This is a genomic window from Myxococcus stipitatus DSM 14675 (genome assembly GCF_000331735.1).
GTDB lineage: Bacteria > Myxococcota > Myxococcia > Myxococcales > Myxococcaceae > Myxococcus > Myxococcus stipitatus.
The window spans coordinates 2,714,956-2,738,333 of sequence record NC_020126.1 but is presented as its reverse complement, the minus strand read 5'-3'; the positions used below and the strand labels follow the sequence as shown (position 1 = coordinate 2,738,333).

The window sequence follows — 23,378 nt, the reverse complement described above, 5'->3', positions numbered from 1 at the left end:
CAAAGACTGACAGCCCTCTCGAACCAGCTCCTCACAATTCGAGACGGCGCCCTGGCCCGCACGCGCGCCACGGCGGCACAGGAATCCTCCACCGCAATCAGAACAGCGTCGGCACCTGCTTTTCACTGGCAGAATGCCAATCAACCATGCCAAAGAGCAGCACCAATTCCTTGCCAGGATGAGAGGACCACTCCGGCCCCGTCTGGCAAAGATGAGTGGAGATGGACACCATGCCCATTGGAATTGCATCCCGCCTTCCGGCGGCGTTGCTGGCTGCGTTGGGGTTTGGAATGTTGCTCGGCTGTGGTGGCGCCGATACGCAGGCACCAGAGTCCTCGGAGAGCATGCGCAACAGCGAAGCGGACCTCTACGTGGCCTCCACGAAGGTGTGGCGGCCGATGACGGTCGGCGTGTGTTGGGAGAATCCAGGCGCGGGGGATGGCGCGCAGCGACAGTGGGTGCGCGACGCGGTGGCGCGGACCTGGGAGGCCCGCTCGGGTGTTCGCTTCACGGGTTGGGGGACCTGCACCGCGGCGTCCCAAGGCATCCGCATCACCGTCAGCGATGTCGGTCCGCATGTGAAGGCGCTGGGGAGGGACCTCAACGGCATGGCCCAGGGCATGGTGCTGAACTTCACGTTCAACAACTGGGAGACACCGTGCCGCGGCAAGCTCCAGTACTGCATCGACATCATCGCGGTGCATGAGTTCGGCCATGCCCTGGGGTACGCCCACGAGCAGAACCGTTCGGACACCCCGTCTTCCTGCAAGGAGCCCCGGCAGGGCTCCGTGGGGGACTGGACCATCGGTTCGTGGGACCTGAACTCGGTGATGAACTACTGCAATCCGAAGTGGAACGGGGACGGCAACCTCAGCGCCACGGACCAGTACGGAGCACAGCAGACCTATGGCGTTCCCTGGCTGTCGCTGGGGGGTTACACCCCCTCCGGCCCCGCCGTGGCCGCGCGAGGCTCGAGCCGGGTGGATGTGTTCGTCCGTGGCGGGGACAACCAGTTGCACCAGCGCTATTGGAACGGCTCGGCCTGGAGCTCGTGGATCGCGCTCGGAGGGACGTTGACGTCGGACCCCGCGGCGCTGCACTGGGGCACCAACCGCATCGACGTGTTTGCCCGGGGCGCGGACAACTCCATCCTGCAGAAGTCCTTTGATGGAGCCCAGTGGAGTGGTTGGTACCCGCTGGGCGGTGTCAGCGCCTCGGCACCCGCGGTCGTCTCGTTGGGCGCGAACGGGCTGCACGTGTTCATCCGAGGCACGGACAACCAGTTGTGGCAGAAGTACTGGACCAGCAGCGCGGGCTGGAGCGCGTGGACTCCGCTCGGCGGATACCTGACGTCAGCCCCGGCGGTGGCGAGCTGGGGTTCCAACAATCTCCAGGTGTTTGCCTTGGACGGCAACAAGTCCATGATGCAGAAGTTCTGGGATGGAGCCGGGTGGAGCGTCTGGTACACGCTGGGCGGGACCTTCACCTCGGACCCCACGGCCGCGTCGCGGGGACTGAACCGGGTGGATGTGTTTGGCCGGGGCACGGACAACAGCCTGTGGATCAACAGCTATAGCCCCTCGTCGAGCTGGACCGGCTGGAATTGGCTCGGCGGTGAGCTGTCCTCCGCCCCCGATGCGATCAGCCGGACCCCGGACACGCTCGACATCTTCTACACCGGCCCCAATGGGGAGGTGCGGCAGTCCAGGTACAGCAACGGCTGGTGGTGAGGACGACAGGGCTTCGACAGGCGGGAAGTGGGAGCGGCGGGAAGGAATCCCGCCCCTCCCCTCTCGCCAGTCACAGGAACGGGTACTCCAGGTCCCGGATGGCCACGAGACGGACGGTCCATTCCGCATGGCCCGAGGGCTCCTGCCCTGTCCCCAGCTCCAACGTGTAGCCAGGCACCTTCCATGTCAGGGAGAACTGCCGTGGGTCCTGCCCCTCCGCCTCATCGGAGCCGAAGTGAGCGTCTACACTCGCGGGGCCATAGCGCCTTCTCAGGGGGCCGGCGAGTGATTCGAAGACGGCCTGCCGCTTCTGCTCCAGTCGCTTCGCGCAGTCAGCGAACTCCTCCGGAGCCTCCGGGCACGTCTGCGCCGCGTTGTCGATGGACTCAATCACCAGCACACCCGTGGGCACCCCGCCGCGCCGCAGCAGTCGCACCCTGGCGTCTCCGAAGGGCGGCAACCGGGCTCCCTCCAACGCGAGGATGCCGAGGGCACCGGGCACCTGGGAATCGAAGTCACGGTTGTCGACCTGGGCTTCGGGGAAGGCGGTGCGCAGCTCCGCCTCCGTGGAGGTCCACGTCACCGGCCCGAAGAACTCAGGGAGTGGCTCGCCGGCCGCACCGGCCTCGCCGGGGCGGGGCACGCTTCGACAGGAGCAGAAGACAGTGAGGGCGGAGAGACACAGCCCTGGAAGCAATCGCGTTCGCATGAGGGACCACCTCGCTCGAGCCCTCGTCACCGTGACGTACAGGGGCCATATCCACTCCGCGCAATGCAGGAGGGGTGCCGCCAACAGCAACAGCCCATCAGGGGACGCGGATGCCATGGCGCAGGAGCGGTGCCCGCACCTGCATCTCGGCCGTCTCCTGGCTCACCGTGGCGTAATCCCGCGACTCCATCCACCCCAGCTCCGTCACGTGCTCCAGCAGGAAGCCCTCGCTGGTGACGCCGTCCTTCGTGGCGCTGCGAAGCTTCTCCCAGAGCGGCGCCTGGGCATCCAATGCTTCGCGCGCGACACGCCCCAGACGCTCCTTCTCCGCGGAGCCCAGGTCCGGCGCAATCCAATCCAGGTACAGAAAACCCAACCGCCCGTGCAGGGCCTCCTCCTGGACCAGCGTCGTCAGCACCGCGCGGGTCAGCGGATGGGACGTCGCGCGAAGACACCCGGACAGCAGCGCGAAGGACAACGTCTCCCCCACGCAACACACGCGCACGATGAGCTCACTGGCGCGCTGGACGAAGGTGAGCGACGGGTCGAACGTCACCGCGAACGCTCCGGGCGCATAGGACAGCCGCGTTCCGCCCCCCAGCCGCATGGCCATCCTCGCGCAGAGCTCCACATGGTGGATTTCTTCCGCGGGGAAGCGCGCGGCCAGGCTCCACAAGTCCAGGGGCACGCGCGCTTCGCCCATGACCTGCACCAACTGTCCCATCACTGTCGCACTGCCGAACTCGTTGAGCGCCCGCAGCGTCCACGAATACCGGGCCCGCTCCACCAGCGCCGCCGGGTAGCGCGACGGCTCCATCGAGTCCCAGGGATAGCGCTCGGCCACATGGCCGGACGCCCGCTCATGCAGGGTCAGCGCGGGGCCATCCGTCAGGTCCAGCTCGAAGAGTTCGGTCGTCATCGCGGGTGCGCCTTCAAGGAACCTGGGGGAGGCCCGCGTCCGGCCCCCCGTCCTGCGCGGCGTCCGGGTCGCAGTCACCCACCGTCAAACCCCCGTCGTAGAGGCATGGGGCGGGATTGGTCGTCATGTAGGGCTCGCACGCCACCATCGTGAAGGCCGCGCTCGCGGCGGTGGCCGCCAGCAGGACTCGGCCTCGGCGGCGCTCCGCTGGAGGGGGTTCGACGGCGACGGAAGGAGATGTCTCACGGGGCTTCAGGGGAGAATCGCTCATGACTTCCTCGCGGTTCGCCGGCCCGACAGCTCGAACGCGAGCGCGACTCTAGCGGATCTGGACCGGGGACTCATCGAAGCCTTCGTGTCCGGCCTCGCCTTCCCCCGTGGGTGCCCCCCGGCCCGACGAACGAGCCCCAGCACCGGGACCGAGGCAGACACGCCGCGCATCAGGATGGGCCAGAGCCCGGTGTCCTTCATCCGGTCGCGCAGGTCGTCAGGCGAGGCGGTGGCGAGCTTCCCCAGCGCATTGCGCGCCGCCCCGGCAAGGCCAGCGTCCGGCTGGGCCTCGCCCCAGCGGGAGCCGAGCACCAGCGCCTCGAGCTCCTCGGCCGTGAACATCAGCGGTGGGAGGAAGAAGCCCGGCTTCAGCAGGTACCCCGAGAAGACGTTGAGGTTGTGCCCCCCAGGAGGCGGCCGGGATGGTTTCGGACCAGGCTGATGATGACGTCGAACGACACCCCGTTTCGCTCGGCGGTGCGCCAGTCGAACCGCTCCGCCCGGTGGGTGACCCACTGCCTGAGCAGCCCGGCATCGGTCCCATCATCCCAGCCGACGCCTTCGACCCTGGAGGGGAAGCGACTTGCCTTCAGCCTCGCCCGAAGGTCGGCCCCCGAAGCCATGGCCCCGCCCCCCGAGGTGATTGGGACTCACCCGCGTGGAGAAGGCACTCCTTCAAACAAACCGTGGCACCCCACCCCTTACAACCCCTCCCCCAAAGACTCCCTCGCGCAAAAAGCAACATGCTCGACTTGCAGCCCCCCGACGCCGCCCCTCTAATCCACTCAGCAAATCCAAACCCAGGAGCGCCCCATGAGGCTCATTCCGCTTGTCTTTATTTCCCTCTCACTGATGGCATGCGGTTCCCCGGAGTCCTCGCAGCCCCAGGACGCCTGGGAGGCAGCCGCGCCCGAGGAGGCGGGCGCCCTGGAAGAAGCGTGGGGTCCAGCGGAGTCCACCGAAGCAGAAGGCGAGGTGTCCTCCCTCGCCTGCGTCAAGCGTTGCTCGGGGGGCCGCAGCAATGGCCAGTCCTGCGTCTCCGACTCCACCTGTGGCAAGACGTGCTCGGGGGGCCTCAGCAATGGCCAGTCCTGCGTCTCTGACGGCTCGTGTGGCAAGACGTGCTCGGGGGGCCTCAGCAATGGCCAGTCCTGCGTCTCTGACAGCTCGTGTGGCAAGACGTGCTCGGGAGGCTCCGCCCATGGCCAGTCCTGCTCCGTCAGCTCCCAATGCCCCAGCGGGTTCTGCGTTTCGCACTTCTGCGTCACGCATCTCTGCATCACGCATCTCTGCGTGACCTACTGCTGAAGCGTGCCCGCGGCGGATGGAGCTGTACGCCCACCCCTGCTCCAGCATCGGACGCTGGAGCAGGATGCCATCCGCGCCTCAGGCGATGAGCTCGGAGAGCACGCCCTTGGTCAGCGACGGGTCGCCGAAGTCGTCCAGGTTGCCGCCGGCCGCGTTCCTCAGCCCCACGGCGGTGCCCAGGGTGTTCAGCATCCGGTTGTGGTTGGGATTGCCGCCACCCGACGCCTCGACGTAGAGGCCCTGCTTGAGGAAGCCGTTGCAGCTCCCCGCCAGGACGAAGGGCACGCTGCGCGCCGAGTGAGCCGGCCCGTTGCCCAGGTCGTTGTACCAGACAGCCACGCCGTGCTCGATGAGCCGCTTCCCGTCCGGCATCTGGTAGGCCACCAGCCGGTCCAGGAGGTGCTTGAAGGTGCTCGCGAACTGCACGTCCACGTGGTGGTGCAGCAGGTCCGAGCCGGTGATGATGCCGCCGCTGGAGTCGTGCGACGAGCGGCGGTGGGACACGTAATGGAAGTTCTCCATCAACTGTCCCGTGTCCGGGTTGCGGTAGCGCGTGTCGCCGTCGTTGCCGTTGCCCACCTGGATGACGGCCGCGCGGTTGGTGCCGCACGCCATCGCCATCACGGCGATGTCCATGTGGAGCCTGGCGGTGGCGAGCACCTCGGTGCCGTCCGTGCTGTCATAGCCGGGCGACTGCTGCTGGAGGATGAGCTCCTGGTCCGCGCGCATGCGGCAGCTCAGGGCAACCTCCAGGTCCCGGACGTTGGAGAGGTGCAGGTCCAAGCGCTCATGGTCTGACGCGCTCAGCTCGGGGCGCTGCTGGAGCGACTGGAGCTGGGCCTTCACCAGGTCATTCACACTGCGCTGCCGGACGAGGAGCTGCTCGCGAGCCTCGGGGGTCAGTCCGCCCGGGCCGCCAATCATCGTCTGGTACGCGTTCCACGGGTCGTGCAGCGCGGCCCGGCGCACGTTGCTGCTCCGGTAGGAGAGGCAGGGCCCCCCGAGCCAGCCGCCCCGCCGCCCCGCGTAGAAGACGAGCGAGTCGCGCTGCTGCGGATTGAGCTCGCGGCCGATGCGGTGGTCGATGGACTCGCCGCCGGACTCGGAGTCTCCGCCCGCGCCCTCCACCACGGGGCCCCGCGCCGTCAGCCCCTGCAGGGCGCCACGGGCATGGCCGTCCCCGTAGTTGTAGTCCTTCATGTTGACGTTGCGCACCAGGAGCAGGTGCGCGCGGTGGTCATTGAGCACGCCCACGGCCCGCCCGGCGATGCTCTCCGCGGTGAGCGCCCCCAGGGTGCGCGGCCAGAAGCGCTCCGGCTCCGCGCCAATCTCCGACGTCGTCTGGGCCGAGGCGACGCCGTTGGCCTGCCGGAAGAAGATGGCGAACGGCAGCGCCCCCGAGTCCGCCGCGAGCGCGGTCCTCGGCATCAGCCCCTCGAGAAACGGCAGGCTCAGCATCGTCCCGCCCAGGCCCTTCAAGACCGTCCGGCGACTCAGCTTCATGGCAGCTCCTCCGGGTGGCGATTCACGAAGCCCTCGCTGGTGACGACCTCCACGACGAGGTCGACGATGGACAGGCTGCCCTCCTTCGACAGCTTTCCGAGCCGCTCCACCAGCGGCCCATCCTCGTGGGCGAGCGGGCGTCCGTGGAGGTACTCCACCCAGTGCTGCGCGTAGCACGCATGCACCGCCTCATCGGCCGCGAGTGCGTCCGCCAGGTCGAGCGCATCGCGCACCCGCACCGTCGCTCCGTTGATGGTGGGAGACGCGCTGGCGTCCACAGGATGTCCGTTGTCCGTGGTGCGGTAGCCGCCGATGGCGTCGAAGTTCTCGAAGGGGAAGCCGAGCGGGTTGATGAGGTTCGAGTGGCAGTTGGCGCACGCGGACCCTGGCACCTCGGTGTGCGAAGCGACGACCTCGCGATTGGTGCGGCCCTGGGGAGCGGGAAGCGGCGGGATGTTGGCCGGCGGCGCGCCGATCTTCCGGCAGATGATGCGCTCGGACACGAAGACGCCGCGGTGGATGGGGTCCGGGTCCACCGACGTCGCGTGCGAGGCCAGGAAGCCCACCTGGGTGAGCACGCCCTTGCGCTCGCGCGCGTTCAGCGTCACCGGGACGAAGTCGGCGGTGAACGTGCCACTCAGCCCGTACACGCGCGCCAGCTCGTCGTTGACGAAGCTGGCCGGCGAGGTGAGCAGGTCGCGGTAGCCGCCCTTGCGGGAGAAGACGACGTCCTGGACGAAGAGGGTCGTCTCCCGGGCCGCGTACTCCCCCAGGCGCTCGGACACCTGTGGGTAGCGCGTGAGCGAGGGCCGGATGGCGGCATAGCGGGGCACGTCGAAGAGCGTGCGGTGGAAGGCCTCCACCACCTTGCTCGAGCGTGCGTCCTGGAGCATGCGCCGCGCCTGGGTGGCCACGCCCTCGCGGGAGTGCAGCGTGCCCTCGCGCGCGGCGGCGAACAGGGCCTCGTCGGGCATGGCGCTCCAGAGGCCATAGCTCAGCCGCGAAGCCACTTCGAAGTCGTCGAGCGGCACCCGGTCCTTCACCGCCTTCGTGCTGCGCTCCACGCGGTAGAGGAAGTGCGGCGACTGGAGGAAGGCTTCGATGAGCAGCCGGATGCCTCCCTCGAAGGCAGGCATGTCCGCGTAGGCCTGGGGCCCCTTGCGGTACAGCCCCAGGTAGCTCTCCACCTCTTCGGGCGTCAGCGGGCGCCGGTGCGCGCGCAAGCCGAAGGACTCCACGAAGGCGCGGGCGCGCGCTTCGCCGGTGGCGGACGACGAAGGCAGCAGGCGCGAGAGCCTCGTCGCGTCCGTCGTCACCTGGCCCGCGAGCTCCGCGGCGGCGCGCTGGTAGGCCCCCCAGAGCGCCTCGTCGACGGCGAGGGCTCGCGCATGATTGTCGAAGAGGAAGCCGCTCTGGGCGGGGTCCGCGCGGAACGTGCCCGCCAGCGCGGTGGGCGGTGCCTCCAGCCTGAGCAACTCCTGCACGCTGTTCGCCCATTGCACGTGCGTCAGGCGCGCCATCCGCACGGACGGGGCGGGCTTCTCGGTACCAGTGGGCGTGGGCGTCCCAGGGCCGGGCCCGCCACCGGGGCCCTCCGGATTGGAGAGGGTTCCTTCGCAGCCAGCAGCCCCGCTCAAGACCAGCCCGAGCACCACCGAGCGCCACCACCGTCCCCGCGCCGCTGGCTCTCGTGACAACCGTTGTGTCCGCATTCTCGGCACGAGCGCCTCCATCATTGGAAGACATACCCATCGAATGGATGACACGGTCCTGTCAATGTACCCGCGACGCGCACGCGCGTCAGTCCAAGGGCCCGATGACACGGATACTGAAAACCCATGTCACGCCTGCATTCGTGTTTCATCAGGCCCAACTTTTCGCGCGGGCCTCGCTGGAAGTGTGGAGGAGGCGCCACAGGCGTGGGGGACAGCCCCCCTCAATGCGCAGAGGCTACAGCCGCAGGGCCAGGCCGAGCTGACCGCTGAAGTACAGGTCCTTGGCGCCGCCCGCGAAGACCTCGGCCCCCTCCGCGGCGTTGGCGGTGAAGGAGTAGCTCCGCACCTCTCCGCCCAGCCGCAGCCCCAGCACGCGCGTCAGGGCGAACTCCACGGCGAGCTCGCCATCGAGTCCGGAGCCGCGCAGCTTCGGGAGGTAGTCGTCCGAGGACAGCTCGCCGCCGCTGAGCACGTGCTGGTAGCCCACGCGCGCGGCGATGGCCCATCGCTCGGTGAGCGCCTTGCGCAGGCCCAGCTCCGCGTGCGCGAAGCGGTAGTCCACGTCGGGCAGGGCGAAGGTGCTCTCCGGCGGGAGCTCCACCGCGAAGGAGTGGGTGCCGTACAGCGCGCCCAACGAGATCTCCAGCCACCGCAGCGGCAGGCGGAAGCGCAGGCCTCCCTCCAGGAGCTGCGCGGTGGAGTCGTACTTGCCGCCATCCGGGAGCCGCGTGGCCAGCCCGAAGGTGCGTGAGCCTCGCGCCACGAGCCCCAGGTTGTGCACCACCCCGTCCGTGAAGTGGGAGAGCGGGAAGTAGCTCACCGAGAGGCTCGCCGCCGCGGCGCTGTTGAGGCTGTAGTCGGGCAGCTCGCTGGCGTTGGTGCCCGAGAAGTTGAAGCGACGGAACAGCCCCTGCCCGGACAGCAGCGCCTCCAGGATGGGGCCGTCCAGGTCGCGCGCTTCGGCCGCCTTCGGCTCGGGCCGCACGGGCGGCTCCTCCTTCCGCACCGTGGGCCGAGGAGGCTCCACCAGCGCCTGGCGCGGGGCCTCAGCGACGGGGGCCGGGGCCGGGGCCGCGACTTCCGGCTCGGGGACGGGCGTCGGAGGCGTGACGGCGGCAGGCAGGGGGCTCTGCTCCGGGCCCGCGTCCAGGGCGGCGCCCAGCTTGGGCTCGAGCTCGCGTCGCACCTCGGGGAAGGCGCGGTTCGTCCGGACGTCCCAGCGCTCCTCCGCGAGGAGGGCGCCGTCCTCGCCGGAGTAGGCGCGGACCACCACGTCCCAGCGCTTCGTCCCCTTCACCGAGGCGAGAATCAGCACGTCCGCGCCGAGCTTCTTCGCCAGCGCCTGCCGCTGCTCGTCCGTCTTCGGACCGCCGCGCATGCGCTTCACCTGGGCATCCACCTTCTTCGCGGGCAGCACCTCTCGCCCGCGACCCTTCTTGCCCAACTCCTGCGTCAGCACCCTGCGCAGCGCATCCGCCTGGCGCCCCTCCGGGCGCAGCACCGCCACCTTCGTCTTCTGCGCCTGCGCGGCCTCGGCCGGGCGGGACGACACGACCAGCGCCAGCAACAGCAACCCCCATCCCGCGAGGCGGCTCACGAGGCCACCTCCTTGGAGCGGACAAATGAAGTGGGAGCGGCCGGGGGGACGGAGACGAAGGGGCGGGAACGCATGGGGGCTTGGCTTCCAGTGACGAGATGAGGGGCTGCCTCAACCCCAAGCAAATGAGAGGCCAACATCCCGGAGCCGGGGGTCCCCCTGAACGCAGTGGGGCCGAGGGATGGACAGGCATGCGGGAACCACGCAGTGAGCAGGGTCCGAGGTGCGGGCCAGCCACGCCACCCTCGTCGCATCCGGAGGCTTGGCCACCCTTCCACGCATGGGCAGGAAACAACCGCCGCGCGAACCCATGCCCGGGAGGCGAGCCGCTTGGACAAAGGTCAGGCCGTTCTCGGTTCCTCCGGCATCATGAAACCCAGACCCCGGCGGATACGTCAATCACACCTGGGGTTGGCCGAGACGGTCCGACTCAGCAGGTCGGCGGATTCCGCCAAATCGTTTCAAGCAGACCGCGTCGCTCATCCATGCCGGCGCGACACACGGAGAGAGAAGAGACACAAGCCGGGCGAGACTGCCCGACGCGCGGAGTTGGGATTGAGCCGCCACCCCACTCCGGGATGCCACGAGACTGGCCGAACAATCGCTCAGGTGAGCCCTGGCATGTATGACTCAAACACCTGAGAGGTTCTGGAGCAACCGGGCGGGAATGAGCACCTGCGAGAGCAGGATGAGGCTAGAAATGAGAGGAGGGGCTGATGGATACTCCCCATCAACCCCCCTCTGGTCATCAGAAACGAGGGACGACAGCCTCAACAGCTGGCGTCAGAACAGCCGACGACTAGCGAGCCTTGGGGCCGCCGCGGACGTGGAGCTTGATCTTCATGTCGTGCCTCCTTTCAAGACGTACGCTACGTGTGATAAAAATGCGTTGTCAAGTCAGCGACGAAACAAATAGCTTTTTTCAGTGTGCGACGCATTGCGACACATTGGGATGCATGCTGGTGATGCGGACGAAGCCCGCATCGCATTGGCTCGCCCGTCGCCAGACAATGTGAGCGTGAATCAGAAAAGCAGTGGCCGAGGTGTTGACACGGCGCGACCATCAAGGCGACTTTTGTTCGCAGACCATGGCATATCCCTTCGAGCGAACCCTTCGTTCCCTGAACTACGAGTCGGACACGCGCCTCGTGTTCGTGGCGCTGATGGTGTTGTGCGCCGGCGGGCTCATCGCCTGGTCGCTCTTCGCCAAGGTCCCGCTGGTCAAAGCCAGCTCACAGGCCCGGATCGAGCCACACAACGCCGTCCATCGAATCGAGCCGCCCAGCGCGGGCAGGGTCGTGCTCTCGCGGCTCAAGCTCGACCAGCAGGTCAAGGAGGGCGACCTCCTCATCGAGTTCGACGTCCGGGCCGAGAGCCTCGAGCTCGAGCGGAGCAAGGCCACGCTCGCCGCGACCGAGAAGGAACTCGCCATCATCCGCCAGCAGATCACCAACAAGCGCGAAGAGGCGACGTTGACGGCGCGGGTGGATGAGGTCGCGGTCAAGGAAGCGCTGGGCAGGGAGCAGGAGCTCGCGCCCCGGCACCGGCTCGCGGTGGAGCGCGCGGAGCTGGCCCTCAAGAGCCCGACGGGCGCGGTCTCGGAGATGGAGAAGCTGGAGCGCACGACCGACGTCGACGCGCTCAGCTACGCGCAGACGGCGCAGGGCCTGGCGCTCACCCGACTGCGGCGCGAGCAGGACGTGCGCCGTCAAGCCCTCGCCGCGCAGCTGCTCGGGCTCGAGCGCGAGGCCCTGGGCGCCGAGGGGCGCATCCGCGAGCTCCAGGGCACCATCGACCGCCTCGAGTACCAGATTGACCGGAAGCAGTATCGGGCACCGGCCACGGGCCACCTGGTCGACGTGGCGGAGCTCGGCTCGGGAGCGTTCATCGCCGATGGGCAGCGGGTCGGCACCATCGTCGCGAGCAATGCCGAGGTGCGGGTGCGCGCCCGCTTCCCGAAGGAGGTCGTCGGCTTGATCCAGCCCGGCCAGACGGCGCGCCTCAAGCTCGACGGCTACCCGATGACCATCTACGGGACGGTCCCCGCCACGGTGACGGCCGTCGGGACCGAGCCCGGCCAGACCGCCACGCCCGAGGCCATCCCCGGGACGGTGCGCGTCGAGCTCAAGTTCGCGCCGCCGGACGACCCGCGCATCCAGCTCCGCCACGGCATGACGCTGGAAGTGGAGGTCGAGGTCGCGCAGGCGTCGCCTGTCGCGTTGCTCATGCGGGCGGTCGGCGAATGGAATCCGCAGCCCGAGGAGCTGCCCGTGACAGTGTTTCAGCCCGAAGCCGAGGCCCGCTGACCATGACTCCCCCCAGGCGCCGGCGCTCGATCATTCCCGAGGTGATCCAGATCTCGGCGACGGACTGTGGTCCCGCTTCGCTCAAGAGCCTGTTCGCGGGAATGGGCGTCGAGCTCAACTATCGCGTCCTCCGCGAAGTGTGTCAGACGGACGTCGACGGCACCTCGATCGTCACGCTGGATGAGGTCGCGAACCAGCTCGGGCTCGACGCCGAAGAGGTGATGCTCCCGCTCGACCACGTGGCGGTCCTCGAAGCCAAGGCGCTCCCCGCCATCATCGTCACGCTCAGCGCGGGAGGACGGCCGCACTTCGTCGTGCTGTGGAATCGCATCGGCCCCTTCATCCAGGTCATGGACCCGGCGGCGGGCCGTCACTGGACCCGGATTTCAACGCTGCAGAGCCACCTGTACCAGCACACCACGTCCGTTCCCGCGGCCGGCTGGCGCGAGTGGGCCGGGTCCGAGGAGGCGGTCGCGACGTTCGAGCGCCGCCTGCTCAACCTGGGGGCGACGCAGGCGCGGGCGCTGGTGGCCCGGGCGCTCGAGGACCCCGGTCATCTGTCCATCGCCCGGCTCGACGCCGCGTGCCGGGCGTCCGAAGCGATGATTCGCGCGGGCGCCATCCGGCGAGGCCCGACGGCGGCGGGGCTGCTGCAGTCCATGATGGCGAAGGACGCCTCCGGCGAGGTGCCCATCCCCGCGGCCTACTGGTCCGTCCGCCCCAACCCCGAGGCGGAGGGCGAGCTGTCGATGACCGGCGCGGTGCTGATGCGGGTTCGCGGTTGGCGCGAGGCCTCGCGCCCAGGCGAAGACGCGCCGAAGGCCGTGCTCGCGGGCGACCTGGCCACGGAGCTCGTCGCCAAGCAGGTGAGCCCCGCGCGAACGCTGCTCCGCCTGCGAGGCGAAGACTCGTGGGTCGTTCCGGGCCTGATCGCGGTGGGGCTGGTGTTCGCCACCTTCGGGCGCATCCTGCAAGCGCTGATGCTCCGGGGCGTGCTCGACCTGGGGCGCGACCTCGGCACGTTCGCGCAGCGCGCGACGGGCATGGCCGTCCTCGCGGGCGTCGCGCTCTGCATCATGCTCATCCAGCTCCCCGTCTCCTTGGGACTGCTCGGCATCGGCCGCCGGCTGGAGGTGCGGCTGCGGAAGGCGTACTTCGAGAAGCTCCCCGAGATGGAGGACCGCTACTTCCAGAGCCGGCTCGCCTCCGACATGGCGTCCCGGACGCACAACATCCAGGCGATGCGGTCGCTGCCGCTCCTGCTCTCGCAGGCCCTGGTCCTGTCGCTCGAGGTCACGAGCCTCACCGCCGCGCTCATCTGGGCCGCGCCGCAAGCGTGGGGCACCGTGGTCGCGCTCGCGGCGGTCACGCTGCTGGTGCCCCTGGTCGTGCAGAAGCTGCTCTTCGAGCCCGACCTGCGCGTGCAGATGCACGCAGGCGCGCTCAGCGGATTCACCCTGAACGCGCTCGTCGGGCTCACGCCGATCCGAATCCACGGCGCGGAGCGGTCGCTGCGCCGCGCACAGGAGACCTTGCTCGTCAGCTGGACCCAGGCGCGCTATTGGCTCCAGACGCTGTCGGTCGGGTTCGAGGGCGGGCTGATGCTGGCGAGCTACGGCCTCGTCATGCTGCTCGTCTATTCGTACCTCGAGGGCACCGAGCGGGCTTCGCTGGTGTTGTTGGTCGTCTACTGGGCGCTGCGCTTCCCCATCCTCGGCCAACGGCTGATGGTGCTGAGCCGCGCGTTCCCGAACGCGATGAACCGGGTTCGCCGGCTGCTCGACGTCATCGGCGACATCAAGGAGCCACAGGCCCACACCGAGGCGCCCGCGCAGGAGCCCGTCGCGCCCGCGGACGCCGCGAGCGGCGTTTCCATCAGGATGGAGAAGGTCCGCGTGAAGGGCGGCGGTCACACCATCCTCGACAAGGTGTCCTTGAACATCGCCCCCGGCGAGCACGTGGCCGTCGTCGGTGTCTCGGGAGCCGGCAAGTCGACGCTGGTCGGCCTGCTGCTCGGCTGGCTCCGGCCGGCGCGCGGTGAAATCAAGATCGACGGGCAAGTGCTCGACCAGGCCGCTGTCGAGCGGCTGCGGCGCACCACGGCCTGGGTGGACCCGGCCATCAGTCTCTGGAACCAGAGCCTCCTCGACAACCTCCGGTATGGCAACGACGGCGCGCAGGGCTGGGCCCTGTCCGGGGCGCTCAAGGGCGCCGAGATGCTCGACATCCTCGAGGCGCTTCCCGCCGGGCTGCAGACGTCGTTGGGCGAAGGCGGCGGGCTGGTCTCCGGCGGCCAAGGTCAGCGGGTGCGCCTGGCGCGCGCGATGCTTCGCTCCGGCGTGCGCCTGGCCATCCTCGACGAGCCCTTCCGCGGGCTGGATCGCGACCGGCGCGCGCGGCTCCTCGCCGAGTCCCGGCGGCTCTGGGCGGACATCACCCTCCTCTGTGTCACCCACGACGTCGAGCACACCCAGGAGTTCGACCGCGTGCTCGTGATCGAGAACGGTCGCATCCTCGAGAACGCGCCGCCGAAGGAGCTGCTCGCGAACAAGGAGTCGCGATACGCCGAGCTGCTCCGCGCCGACCAGGAGAACCGCACGCTGCTCTGGGGCGGTGGGCGCTGGCGCAACTGGTGGCTCTCGGATGGCCAGTTGGTGGAGAAGCCGGTGCCCAAGCCGGTGGAGAAACCGGTCGCGGAGCCCGTCGCGGGCGGGTTGGAGCTGGTGGGATGACGCGCTCATCCTCTGACCTGCTGTGGCCGGTCGAGCGACTGCCCGACGCGCTGGAGCTGCTCGCGCAGAAGCAAGGCTATGGCCGGGCCGCGGGAGAAGTCGCTCCGCCCGCGGCGGCCGTCGAGCCGAGCCGGGTCTGGATGTTCGCGCTCGGAGATCGCCTCGGCGTGGAGCTCGAGCCCATCACCCCGCTCTACCACGAGCTGCCCGACGTCCTCGAACGCGCCGCGCCCTGCATCCTCCAGGTCCGGCGAGACGGCGTCCCCTCCTACCTGGTGCTGCTGGGGATGCGGCGCGGGAAGCTGCGCCTGCTCACGCTCGACGCCACGGTGGCTTCGGTCCCGACGAAGCTCGCGCTCACGCTCCTGCGCGAAGAGCAGGAAGCCACCGTCGCCGAGGTGGACCAGCTGCTCGGCGGCGTGGAGATGTCGCCCCGTGCGCGCGAGCGCGCCCGCTCCCGGATGCTGTTGCAGCGGCTGGGCCAGGCGCAGCTTCGCACCGGATGGATCATGCGCCCGCGGCGCACCGCGAGCCGGCGGACGCTGCTCGGCGACATCCCGTCGCTCGCCGCCGGCATCCTCGTGAGCCACACGCTCCTCTCGCTGGTGCTGGCGGGCTCGTTCTGGCTGCTCGGTCGCGCCGCGCTCCAGGCCCACCTCGAGACCGGCTGGTTCCTGGGGTGGATCGCCGTCATCGCCTGCGCGATTCCGCTGCGCATGCTCGAGGTGTGGTGGCAGGGCGTGTTCTCGATTCGCCTCGGAACGCTCCTGAAGCAGCAGCTGCTCGCGGGAACCCTCAAGCTGACCCCCGACGAGGTGCGGCTGGACGGCATCGGCCGCCATTTCGGCCGCGTCGCCGAGGCCGAGGTCGTCGAGCAGCTCGCGGTCGGCGGCGCCCTGCTCGCGGTGTTGTCGCTCGTCGACCTGGTCCTGGCGGGGGTCATCCTCGTGCTCGGGGCGGGCGGGTGGCTCCAGGCGACGGTGCTCATCCTGTGGATCGGCGTCGCGTTCGTCCTCGGGCGCCGCCACTACGGCGTCCAGCGGACGTGGTCGAGCGCCCGCGTCGACATCACCCACGACCTGCTCGAGCGCATGCTGGGCCATCGGACGCGGCTGGCGCAGCTCCCGCTCGAGCGCTGGCATGACGGCGAAGACGTCCGCTTGAGCGCCTACTCCGAGATTTCGAAGACCATGGATCGCCGGACCATGCATCTGACCGCGCTCCTGCGCGACGGATGGCTGGTGCTCGCGCTGCTGACCTTGCTGCCGGCGTTCAGCAGCGGGACGGCCAATGCCAGCGCGCTGGCGGTGTCCGTGGGTGGCGCCCTGCTCGCGCTGCGCGCCTTCGACGAGGTCGCCGTCTTCTTCCAGCAGGTCTCCCAGGCCGCGGTGTCGTTCGAGCAGATTCGCGACCTGTTGCTCGCGGTGGGCCGCCCCGAGCTCGAATCGAAAGTCCCTCTCGAGATGGAGGGAGGCAAGCCCACCGACGCCGCCGGCGCAACGCTCATCGAGGCACGCGGCGTGACCTTCCGGCACGACGCGCGCACCCGGCCGGTGCTCGAGAACTGCTCGTTCCAGATAGCGCAGGGCGACCGCATCCTGCTGGAGGGCCCCTCCGGCGGTGGCAAGTCGACGCTGGTCTCGCTGCTCACGGGCCTGAGGACGCCGCAGGGCGGAGTGATGCTGCTGCACGCGCTGGACCGCGCGACGTTCGGCGCCTCGGGCTGGCGCAAGCGCGTCACCGCCGCACCGCAGTTCCACGAGAACCACGTCCTGTCCGGCAGCTTCGCGTACAACCTGCTGCTCGGACGCGAGTGGCCGACCTCGCCCGAGCTGCGCGCCAAGGCCGCCGCGCTGTGCAAGGAGCTTGGACTGGACGAGCTTGTCGCCAAGATGCCCGCTGGCCTCGAGGAGATGATTGGCGAGACCGGCTGGCAACTCTCGCACGGCGAGAAGAGCCGGCTCTACATCGCGCGCACGCTGCTTCAGGGGGTCGAGCTGGTCATCCTCGACGAGAGCTTCGCCTCCCTGGACCCGGAGACGATGCGGGTCGCGCAGCGCTGCGTCCTCAACCACGCCAAGGCCCTCGTGGTCGTCAGCCACCCATGAGACTTCGATTCCCGCTCGCCCTCCTCGTGATGTTCTGCTCCGGTTGCGAGCTGGTCCATCCCGTCGTCGTCAAACCGCCTCCGGCGCCAGGCCGCTACTCGACCGCCGTCGACCTGCGCACCGACCCGTCCCAGCCGCCCAGCGTGCCCGGGGACGTGATTCCCCCCCCGCAGCCGTCGAACGAGGGCGTGCCCGAGCAGCCCGCCGAGCGCGTCACCAAGGAAGCCGTCTGGTGGTCGTCGTTCGCCGACCCCGCGCTCGACACGGCCATCCAGGAGTGCTTCCGCAACAACTTGATCCTCCGCGACGTGCGAGGGCTCATCTACGAGAACCAGCTCGACCCCACCGTGCCGCAAGGTTGGTGGTACCCGCTCCAGGTCGGCATCATCAACCCGGCGGGGTTGAGGCATTTCAACGCCAACATTCCGCCCGCGCCGGCAACGCAGATTGAGTACAACATCGCCACCGCCGACTTCGGCGTGGCCTACCAGGTCGACTTGTTCGGCAACCTCGCCGCGCAGCGGAGCGCGGGCTTGAACTTCGCCGAGCAGCAGCGGCAGCTCACCGAGGGCCGCGTCCAGGACCTCGCGCTGCGCATCACCCAGGTCTGGTTCGACATCCTCGAGGCCCGCGCGCTCCGGGACCTCACGCTGCGGCAGATCGACCACAACAAGGAGCTGCTCCGGCTGATTCGAGCGCGGTTCGAGCAGCACCTCACGCCCCGGCTCGCGGTGCTGCAGCAGGAGCAGCTGCTGGTGAACCTCGAGTCGCAGGTGCCGCTGATCTCCACCCGGAACGCGCTCTTGAACTCGGAGCTGAAATCGCTGCTGGGCCGGGTCCCCAGCCCCACGGACGACGTCGTCCCGCTCGAGCGGCAGCTTCCCGATCTCCCGCCTCCGCCAGAGCTCGGCACGCCGGGCGACCTGAACGTGAACACGCCCGAGATGCGGCTCGCGGAGCTGCGCGTCGCCGAGGTCGAGCACCGCATCAACGCGAACCGGGCCAGCTGGCTTCCGACCATCCAGCTGGTGGGCAGCGTGGGCGCCGCGAAGATCGGCCTCTCGGAGCCGATCCTCGGCCAGTCCTTCGCGGGGATCAACCTGACCTGGGCCCTGTTCGATGGACGGCGCTTCACCGAGCACCTGCAACTGCCGATGCAGCTCGCGCGTCGTGAAGTCCAGTACCAGCTCGCGCTGAACACCGCGATCGGACGGGTTCAGGATGCGGTGGTCCAGGAGGAGAACGAGGCGACGAGCCTGCGCAGCCTGCGCACGCAGGTCCAACTCGGGCGGCAACTCCTGGACGAGGCGAAGCGGCTCTTCGAGCAGGGGCACTCGGACTATCTGACGGTGCTCACCGCCATGACGAACCTGGTCGGGCTGGAGCGCGCAAGTCTGCAAGCGCAACGATTGCTGCTCAACCATCGCGTCGCGGTCTATCGCTCGCTCGGCGGAACCTGGTCGCGCGACGTCACATTGAAGCGGGAGTGAGAAGCCATGGCACAGCTGCAAGCGGATGAGTTGCTCTACATTCCCAATCGAAAGCGGCTCACGCACGACCGGATCGACGCGGGGAATGGCCAGCAGGTCCTGCACCTCTTCTATGGCGAAGTGGAGCTCATCTTCGACGAGCCGGACCTCGCGCCCTTGGGCGAGAAGCTGCTCCAGGTGGAGCAGTTTCCCGCCTCCGACGCCATGGCGTGGTCCGACGGCGCGCCCCACTCCTGGGACAAGGTCCGGGACGTGCTCGAGGCCTTGATTGAGCAGCGGGTGTTGCGGCGGGTCTCGGACGCGCCCACGGGCCGCACCACGGTGTCCTACCCTGACCGGTTGGGGGAGGTCCCGGCCGGGCGTGAGCCGCTCACGTTCAGCGCCCACGACAAGCGTTGCCCCGTGCTGACCGAACAGGCGTTCGGACGGGCCTTCGAGCTGTCGAACCTCGAGGTGGTCGTGCCGGTCTACCGCGTGGCGCATCCAGCGGTCGACGGTGACGGCCGGCAAGTGGGCGAGAACAACGTCGCACCGCGCACCTTGTTCCTCGACCTCCCGACCGTGCGCAAGCAGTGCCAGTACGCGGGGAGCCGGTACCAGAACGAGCTCCCGATGAACGTGACGGCGATGAAGGCCATGGCGCGTCAGTGGCCGGACCTGCTCTCGCTGACGGAGCAGTTCCGCAAGGCCTACTTCGCGCGCATGCCGCTCCGGACCCCGGGGGTGCTCACCGCGGGTGAGCTCCACATGATGGTCGTCTGCACGCTCGCGTCGGTCGGGTACGTGATGGTGAGGGGCACCCAGCCGGTGCCGAACGGAGAGCTCGACAGCGGGCTCGCGGCCATGTTCCGGCTGATTGACGGCGTCCGACTGGTCACCAACGACCTGGTGCGCGACACCCCCGAGCAGCCCGTCACCGCGCAGACGATCATGGATTATGCCGAGCGTCACGCGGTCTTCCATGGTCCGCACGGCGTGTGTGCCGGGCCGCCGGCGCTGATCAACGAGTACCTGCAGGTGCTGACCGGCGTGGCCCCGGCACCCATCAACGCCCAGCCCGACATCGCGGCGCGCCTCGGAGACCTCGACGCCGCGCTCGATTACGGCCTGCTCGGGCAGCGCGTCGAGTCGGTGGTCCGCTTCCTCGGCGCGAGCCAGGGGTTGCTCCACGAACGGCTCCGGGCGGCGTTCGCCGGGTACCTCCCGCGCACCGCGCTGCAGGAGTTCGTGGAGGCGCCCATCGATGTCGCGCGCTACCCGTTGCTCCGGGACGATTTCCCACTCGCGGAGACCTACCAGCGCGAGATCAAGCTCAGCCGCTGGTTGTTCGCGCGCATCGGCGAGGCGTTCCCCGGCACGCCCCAGGGCACCTCGCTGGACGAGCTGGCGACGTTGGATCCCGCCGAGCAGGCCACGAGCCGGCGGCGACTGGCCGAGCTCTTCGCGCACGGGCTGTCGGGAGACGCAGCCGTGGCGGAGCCCCTCTGCGGCGAGCTCGCGAGCATCGCCGCCAGCGCGTTCGCCCTGGAGCGCCGGTGCCTGCGCGTCGTCGAGCGCGAGCAGGCGATGCTGAACCAGCGGCTCCAGCGCCCGGATGCCCCCCTGACCGGCATGGACCTGGCTGTGTTCACGCGGCCTCGCAATGGCCCCCCGTTGGCGGAGACGCTCGCGCGCGGCCTGGGGGTCTCGGTCACCAGCGACTCCGCCTCGACCGTGCTGGGCTATGGTGAGAGCAGCCTCACGTTGAAGGACTAGAGGATTCGATGCATCCAGAGCTCGTCCGCCGCTTCCACGAACCGATTCGCGATGAGGCCGCGCGCCGATATGGCCTGTCGCCCGAGCAGCTCACCGAGCTCGTGGCCTTCGAGAACTTCGTCTACGAGGCGGAGAACGACGACGGCGAAGGCATCATCCTGCGCATCTCGCACAGTACGCGGCGGACGCTCGACTACACCTTGGGGGAGGTCGAGTTCGTTCGCTATCTGGCCGCGGCGCGCATCCCCATCGCCTCGCCGCTCCTCTCCGATTCGGGGCAGTTCGTGGAGCGGATCGAAGACCGCGAGCCCGGCAGCTACTTCGTCGCCACCGCGTTCGAGCGCGCGCCGGGCATCGTCTTCGACGACGCGCCTCCGCTCAAGGAGCGCTACTGGAAGGCGCCCCTCTTCCGCGACCTGGGTCGGCTGTTCGCGCGGCTCCACAACCGCGCGGAGAGCTACGCGCCTTCGAGCCCCAGGCTCAAGCGCCAGGAGTGGCATGAGTACGACGTGGTCGACATCAACCGGTTCGCGCCCCCCGAGGAGAAGCTCGTTCGCGAGCGCACCGCGGCGATCATCGAGCGATTGAACCGGCTACCGCGAACACCGGAGAGCTACGGGCTGATCCACGCAGACCTCCACATGCACAACTTCTGCTTCGCCGAGGGGAAGGTCACCGCGTTCGACTTCGACAACTGCGAGTACGCGTGGTTCGTCAAGGACATCGCGGTCCTCCTCTTCTACATCGCGCGAGGCGAGGCGCGAGAGGCGCGCGATGAAGCAGTCGCCGCGTTCCTGGGGCCGTTCCTCGAAGGGTATCGGGAGCTCCGGCGGATGGACCGCGAGTGGCTCGCGGCCGTGCCGGACCTGCTCGCGCTCCAGCGCTCGATGAACTACGCGCTGTTCCACCAGTATCGAGACCCCGCCGTGCTCGACGAGAGCACGCTCGACCGGTGGGGGCGGTTCCGGCGCGACATCGAAGGGGACGTCCCCGTCCTGCAGATTGACTTCAGCGCTTACTGAGCCTCGAGCTGTTGGGTCGACGCGTGGAGGGAGGGGATTGCTCTTCCCTCTCACGCGAACAGATCCACCTGGCGCGGCATCGCTCCTTCCAGCTGCAGCAGGAACTTCTTGGTCGGCAAGCCGCCGCCGAATCCGGTGAGGCTGCCGTCTGCGCCAATCACGCGATGACAGGGCAGCACGATGGGAATCGGATTGCGCCCATTCGCCGCGCCCACTGCGCGCGTCGCCGTGGGCTTGTGCACGCGCAGCGCGAGTTCGGCGTAGCTGATCGTGCCGCCAAATGGGATGTTGGCGAGCTCCAACCACACCTGGCACTGGAACTGCGTCCCCTGCGGCGCCAGAGGCAATTCGAAGCCCCGGCGTTTGCCCGCGAAGTACTCGCCCAGTTGCTGCTGAGTGTCGCGAAGGACCACATGGTCGCCTTCATGCCAATCCTCGCCACGGCGCATCGGGTGGCGCGGTGCCTGGAACTCGATCAGCCGCAGGCCCGCGTCATTACCGGCAATCAGCAACGCCCCGACCGGGCTTTCGATGTGGCGATAGAACACGTTGCTTTGCATGACGCGGTCACCCTCCCCTTTCTGGCTCGTGCACTCTAGGGCCGCGTGCGCTTGCGCATGGATGTGGCCTTCGCGGGCCCCATCGAATCCTTCCACAGATGAATCACCGCATAGGCGCGCCAGGGACGCCAGGTTTCCGCCCGCGCGGTCAGCGCCTTCGCGCTCAGGCGCGAACCATCATTGGGGACAGCGCGCTGCAGCACCAGGTCATTGGCGGGGAATGCATCGGGGTGGCCCGATGCGCGCAACGCGATGTCATGCGCGGTCCGCGAACCGATGCCGGGCAACGCGCCCCAGCGCACCGTGAAATCGTCCAGCGTGCGCTCCGGCCTGAAGTCGACGTGGCCATCCAGAAGTGCGCGCGCCAGGGTTCGTACAGTCTGCGCACGCGCGTGTGTCAGGCCGATCACCCCCAGGTCGGCGTCGGCCAGCACATCGGGCGTGGGGAAGAGGTGGTCGAGTCCAGGCGCGAGTGGTGCGGACAGTGGCTGACCGAAGTGATGCGAAAGGCGCGTCGCCAGCGTACGTGCACCGGCGACGCTGACCTGTTGCCCGATGACCGCGCGCACCGCGCTCTCGAATCCGTCCCAGCCGCTGGGAACGCGCAGTCCCGCGCGCTGCTTCAGCAATGGACGCAGCCGCGCATCGGCGCTGAGCGACTCGATGATGGCCCGCGGGTCGGCGTCGAGATCGAACATGCGTCGCAGCCGATGGACGACCTCCAGCATCTGCGAAGGGCGCGCGCCGTGTAGTTCGAGCCGCAGCGCATGGGCGTCCGCCAGGCGATGCGATGCGGGCCATTGCGAAACTCGCAGCCAGCCCGGCGCGTCGACCGAGCCAATCACTCGCGAGTAGCTCGTGGCATCCACGACTTCGACGCCGGGCAGCGCGCGCTCGCGGAGGAAGTCGAGCATCGCGTCGAAGTCGTAGGGTGGGCGGTAACCCAGGCGCAGCCTCAAGGTCTCGCCGGGAATCTCGACTCGTTGCTTGCGCAGGTCGCGCGGAGCCATCCGATAGGCTTCGAGGAAGGCCGCGTTGAAGCGGCGCAGGCTGCCGAAGCCGGCCGCAAGCGCGACCTCGGTGATGGGCATCGCCGTTTCCGTCAGCAGCTGCTTGGCGAACAACAAGCGTCGCGTGCCATGCACCCCCGTTGGCGAAACGCCGAGGCGTTCAACGAACAGCCGACGCAGCTGGCGTTCGCCGATGTCGACGCGTTCGGCGAGCGCCGACAGTGGCTGTTCGTCGAGAATCCCTTGTTCGATCAGGCTCAAAGCGCGAGCCAACAGCGCATCGCCCCGACGCCACGTGCCGTCGCCGGGTGACAGCTCCGGGCGACATCGCAGGCAAGGCCGGTAGCCGCTGGCTTCCGCGGCGGCGGCGCTGGCGTAATACGTGAAGCGCTTGGCCGTCGGCGCCGGACAGACGGGGCGACAGTAGATCTGGGTGCTGGTGACCGCGGTAAAGAACAGCCCGTCGAAGCGTGGGTCACGGGTAAGCCGCGCCTGCGCACAGGTGTGAGCGTCAGGGAGCGCAGTGGCGCCGGCGAGCGTCGACATGAGTGCAGGCTAGCACCGCGCCAGGAGATGGACTCGCCGGATTCGGACATCGTCATGGAGGTCCATTTCCTTCAGGAATCCTGTTCAGCTGACGACGC

The 23,378-nt window shown here is 68.9% G+C and carries 16 protein-coding genes; 7 read left to right on the top strand and 9 right to left on the bottom strand.

Going from position 1 to position 23,378, the window contains the following annotated elements; genetic code table 11:
* Positions 1-230 precede the first annotated feature (230 nt).
* Positions 231-1,730 carry a DUF8189 domain-containing protein gene (locus tag MYSTI_RS42600; RefSeq protein ID WP_015347745.1) on the top strand — a complete coding sequence of 500 codons (1,500 nt, stop codon included), beginning with the start codon at positions 231-233 and terminating at the stop codon, positions 1,728-1,730.
* 70 nt (positions 1,731-1,800) lie between these two features.
* Here the strand turns inward: MYSTI_RS42600 and MYSTI_RS10590 are convergent, their stop codons facing one another.
* The 7 genes from MYSTI_RS10590 to MYSTI_RS10555 form a co-directional block, all read right to left on the bottom strand.
* On the bottom strand, positions 1,801-2,439 hold the full coding sequence (locus tag MYSTI_RS10590; protein WP_015347744.1) for a hypothetical protein: 639 nt from the start codon (positions 2,437-2,439) through the stop codon (positions 1,801-1,803).
* Between the two features lie 97 nt (positions 2,440-2,536).
* Positions 2,537-3,358: a ferritin family protein gene (locus MYSTI_RS10585; RefSeq protein ID WP_015347743.1), complete on the bottom strand. Its 822-nt coding sequence runs from the start codon at positions 3,356-3,358 to the stop codon at positions 2,537-2,539.
* A gap of 13 nt (positions 3,359-3,371) precedes the next feature.
* A complete protein-coding gene (locus MYSTI_RS10580) occupies positions 3,372-3,629 on the bottom strand; it encodes a hypothetical protein (RefSeq protein ID WP_015347742.1) in 258 nt (85 codons plus the stop codon).
* Positions 3,630-3,996: 367 nt separating this feature from the next.
* A complete protein-coding gene (locus MYSTI_RS45640; protein ID WP_015347740.1) occupies positions 3,997-4,251 on the bottom strand; it encodes an epoxide hydrolase N-terminal domain-containing protein in 255 nt (84 codons plus the stop codon).
* Positions 4,252-5,014: 763 nt separating this feature from the next.
* Entirely contained in the window at positions 5,015-6,439 is a 1,425-nt protein-coding gene (locus MYSTI_RS10565; protein ID WP_015347739.1) for a DUF1552 domain-containing protein, read from the bottom strand.
* On the bottom strand, positions 6,436-8,151 hold the full coding sequence (locus MYSTI_RS10560; protein WP_233278231.1) for a DUF1592 domain-containing protein: 1,716 nt from the start codon (positions 8,149-8,151) through the stop codon (positions 6,436-6,438). Before MYSTI_RS10560 ends, MYSTI_RS10565 begins: the two co-directional genes overlap by 4 nt.
* 238 nt (positions 8,152-8,389) lie before the next feature.
* The gene (locus MYSTI_RS10555) at positions 8,390-9,751 is read right to left on the bottom strand and encodes a hypothetical protein (RefSeq protein ID WP_015347737.1); all 1,362 of its coding nucleotides are present in this window, start codon (positions 9,749-9,751) and stop codon (positions 8,390-8,392) included.
* A 1,088-nt stretch (positions 9,752-10,839) separates the two neighbouring features.
* Here MYSTI_RS10555 and MYSTI_RS10550 point away from each other — a divergent pair.
* The 6 genes from MYSTI_RS10550 to MYSTI_RS10525 are packed head-to-tail and all read left to right on the top strand — an operon-like array spanning position 10,840 to position 21,164.
* Positions 10,840-12,057: an HlyD family secretion protein gene (locus MYSTI_RS10550; protein WP_015347736.1), complete on the top strand. Its 1,218-nt coding sequence runs from the start codon at positions 10,840-10,842 to the stop codon at positions 12,055-12,057.
* A 2-nt stretch (positions 12,058-12,059) separates the two neighbouring features.
* Positions 12,060-14,789, top strand: a complete 2,730-nt coding sequence (locus MYSTI_RS10545; protein ID WP_015347735.1) for an ATP-binding cassette domain-containing protein — start codon at positions 12,060-12,062, stop codon at positions 14,787-14,789.
* Positions 14,786-16,897, top strand: a complete 2,112-nt coding sequence (locus MYSTI_RS10540; protein WP_015347734.1) for an ATP-binding cassette domain-containing protein — start codon at positions 14,786-14,788, stop codon at positions 16,895-16,897. Before MYSTI_RS10545 ends, MYSTI_RS10540 begins: the two co-directional genes overlap by 4 nt.
* Entirely contained in the window at positions 16,894-18,387 is a 1,494-nt protein-coding gene (locus MYSTI_RS10535) for a TolC family protein (protein WP_015347733.1), read from the top strand. The genes MYSTI_RS10540 and MYSTI_RS10535 overlap by 4 nt, the downstream gene beginning before the upstream one ends.
* 6 nt (positions 18,388-18,393) lie before the next feature.
* Entirely contained in the window at positions 18,394-20,142 is a 1,749-nt protein-coding gene (locus tag MYSTI_RS10530; protein ID WP_015347732.1) for a hypothetical protein, read from the top strand.
* Positions 20,143-20,150: 8 nt separating this feature from the next.
* Positions 20,151-21,164, top strand: a complete 1,014-nt coding sequence (locus tag MYSTI_RS10525; protein ID WP_015347731.1) for a phosphotransferase enzyme family protein — start codon at positions 20,151-20,153, stop codon at positions 21,162-21,164.
* 50 nt (positions 21,165-21,214) lie between these two features.
* On the opposite strand, the gene MYSTI_RS10520 is transcribed toward MYSTI_RS10525, so the two are convergent.
* Together MYSTI_RS10520 and MYSTI_RS10515 are read right to left on the bottom strand one after the other, a co-directional pair.
* Complete coding sequence (locus MYSTI_RS10520; RefSeq protein WP_015347730.1) at positions 21,215-21,724, bottom strand: methylated-DNA--[protein]-cysteine S-methyltransferase; 510 nt, start codon at positions 21,722-21,724, stop codon at positions 21,215-21,217.
* 35 nt (positions 21,725-21,759) lie between these two features.
* A complete protein-coding gene (locus MYSTI_RS10515) occupies positions 21,760-23,280 on the bottom strand; it encodes an AlkA N-terminal domain-containing protein (RefSeq protein WP_015347729.1) in 1,521 nt (506 codons plus the stop codon).
* Positions 23,281-23,378: the final 98 nt, after the last annotated feature.